The sequence below is a fragment of the Paenibacillus sp. P3E genome, from assembly GCF_001909045.1.
Taxonomy (GTDB): domain Bacteria; phylum Bacillota; class Bacilli; order Paenibacillales; family Paenibacillaceae; genus Paenibacillus_AQ; species Paenibacillus_AQ helianthi.
On sequence record NZ_LVWH01000086.1, the window covers coordinates 1 to 2367 of the forward strand.

At 54.7% G+C, this 2367-nt stretch carries 3 protein-coding genes; all 3 read left to right on the plus strand.

All coding sequences use genetic code 11. The features are described from left to right. A partial coding sequence (locus A3842_RS08855) for a glycosyl hydrolase-related protein (RefSeq protein WP_256701609.1) occupies positions 1-341 on the plus strand: 341 nt, incomplete at its 5' end. A gap of 32 nt (positions 342-373) precedes the next feature. Beyond that, positions 374-1693, plus strand: a complete 1320-nt coding sequence (locus A3842_RS08860; RefSeq protein WP_074101117.1) for a glycoside hydrolase family 125 protein — start codon at positions 374-376, stop codon at positions 1691-1693. Between the two features lie 65 nt (positions 1694-1758). Then, positions 1759-2367, plus strand: a 609-nt coding sequence (locus A3842_RS08865; RefSeq protein WP_483874420.1) for a glycoside hydrolase family 130 protein, incomplete at its 3' end; no start/stop codon positions are given.

Sequence of the window (2367 nt, forward strand, 5' to 3'; positions counted from 1 at the left end):
ATACGCTGCGCAAGGCCGCGGAGCTGAATCATGAGGTGCAGGTCACCGCAGCCGAAGGGGACCAGGGTTCTATACCGTCCACAGGTTCTTTCATCCGCTTCAATGGGCAGCATGTCGTGCTCGACACCGTGAAGCCATCCGAGGACGGTCAGGGCTGCGTGCTGCGGTTCTATGAATCCGCGGGCGGACGGGAAACCGTGACGCTGGGCTGGAACCAGCCGTTCAGCGAAGTGTACCGGTCCAATGCGCTGGAGGAGAAGCTGGAGCCTGTCGCCCATCACCCAGGTGAATTCGAGCTGCACTTTGCCCCTTTTGAGATTCAGACGATTTACGTGAAATAAACGACTATTCGAACAGAAGGAGTGTCCCTTCCTTGGAACAATTCAGATTACCGAAAATCCCGATGCCGAAGCTCGAACTGCCGCAAGCCGTACAGGAGGTGCTGGCCGAAGCGGAAGCGAAGCTGGCCCACCGGCCCAAGCTGCTGCAGCTGTTCAAAAACTGTTTTCCGAACACCCTGGAGACCACGACGAAGCGGATGGAGGATGGCACCACCTTTGTCATTACCGGAGATATCCCGGCCTCCTGGCTGCGCGATTCGGTGGAACAGGTCATCCATTATGTGCCGCTGGCCAAAAACGACCCGGATTTGCAGCGCATCATCGGCGGCCTGATCAGACGTCATATCCAGTACATCCACATCGATCCGTACGCCAATGCGTTTAATGAATATGCCAATGACTGGCACTGGAACACCACGGACGTGACCGAGATGTCGCCGTGGGTCTGGGAGCGCAAATTCGAGATTGATTCCCTGTGCTTCGTGGTGCGTCTCGCGTATACCTACTGGCAGGAAACCGGGCTTACCGACTTCTTCGATGCGGAGTTCAAGTCTGCCCTGCGTACCATTCTCGAGGTGTTCAAAAAAGAGCAGCACCACTTCGAGCAGTCACCGTACCGCTTTACCCGCAACAACGGTATTCCGGAAGACTCGTTGCGAAATAACGGACTGGGCATGCCGGTGAACTATACCGGGATGATCTGGTCCGGGTTCCGTTCCAGTGACGATGCCTGTGATTTCCACTACAACATCCCCGGCAATATGTTTGCCGTTGTCGCCTTGCGCCAGATGCAGGAATTCGCCGAGTGGGTCTTCCGGGACATGGATTTGCTGGCCGAGCTGAAGGCGCTGGAGTTCGAGGTGGATCACGGCATCAAGCTGTACGGGATTTACCGCCATCCCGAATTCGGGCCGATGTACGCTTACGAGACCGACGGCTTCGGCAATTACTGCCTGATGGATGATGCCGGAACCCCGGGGCTGATCTCCATTCCGTACCTGGGCTATTTGAAGAACGATGATCCGGTGTATCAGAACACGAGACGGTTTGCGCTCAGTACAGAAAATCCGTTCTATTATGAAGGAACCGCAGCCAAAGGCATCGGCAGTCCGCATACACCGAAGAACTATATCTGGCATATGGCCTTGTCGATGCAAGGGATTACGGCGGACACGAAGGAAGAGAAGTTGGCGGTGATCCGCATGCTGGAGGCCACGGACGCCGATACCGGCTTTATGCACGAAGGCTTCCATGCGGACGACCCCTCCGTGTTCACCCGCAGCTGGTTCGCCTGGTCGAACAGCCTGTTCTCCCAACTGATCTGGCGGGCGATGCAGGAAGGAATTCTCTAAGTGATTTCAGGTATGGATGACAAGATGGAGTACATTACTTTTTTAGATGAAAAGGAGACATGAACATGAGTACGATTATTGGAGAAAATTTGTCAAATATCCCTTGGGAGGAGAAGCCGGCAGCCACCAGCGCACCTGTATGGAGATATTCGGCCAATCCGATCATTCACCGGGATGCCATCCCGAACTCTAACAGTGTGTTTAATTCGGCGGTCGTCCCTTTTGGGAATGGGTTCGCCGGCGTCTTCCGCTGCGATTCGAAATCGGTCAGCATGGATATCTTTGCAGGCTTCAGCGAGGACGGGGTGAATTGGACTATCCAGCATGAACCGATTGTTTTCCAAGGGGACGAAGAGGTCATCAAACGGGAATACCGCTATGATCCCCGGGTCTGCAAGATCGATGACCGTTACTATATTTCCTGGTGCAACGGCTATCACGGGCCGACCATCGGACTCGCGTACACCACCGATTTTCAAACCTTCCACCAACTGGAGAACGCCTTTCTGCCGTATAACCGCAATGGCGTATTGTTCCCGCGGAAGATCAACGGGCATTATGCCATGCTAAGCCGTCCAAGTGATACCGGGCATACTCCGTTTGGAGATATTTTCTACAGCGAAAGTCCGGACCTTACCTTCTGGGGCAAGCACCGCTATGTGATGGGCACGGTG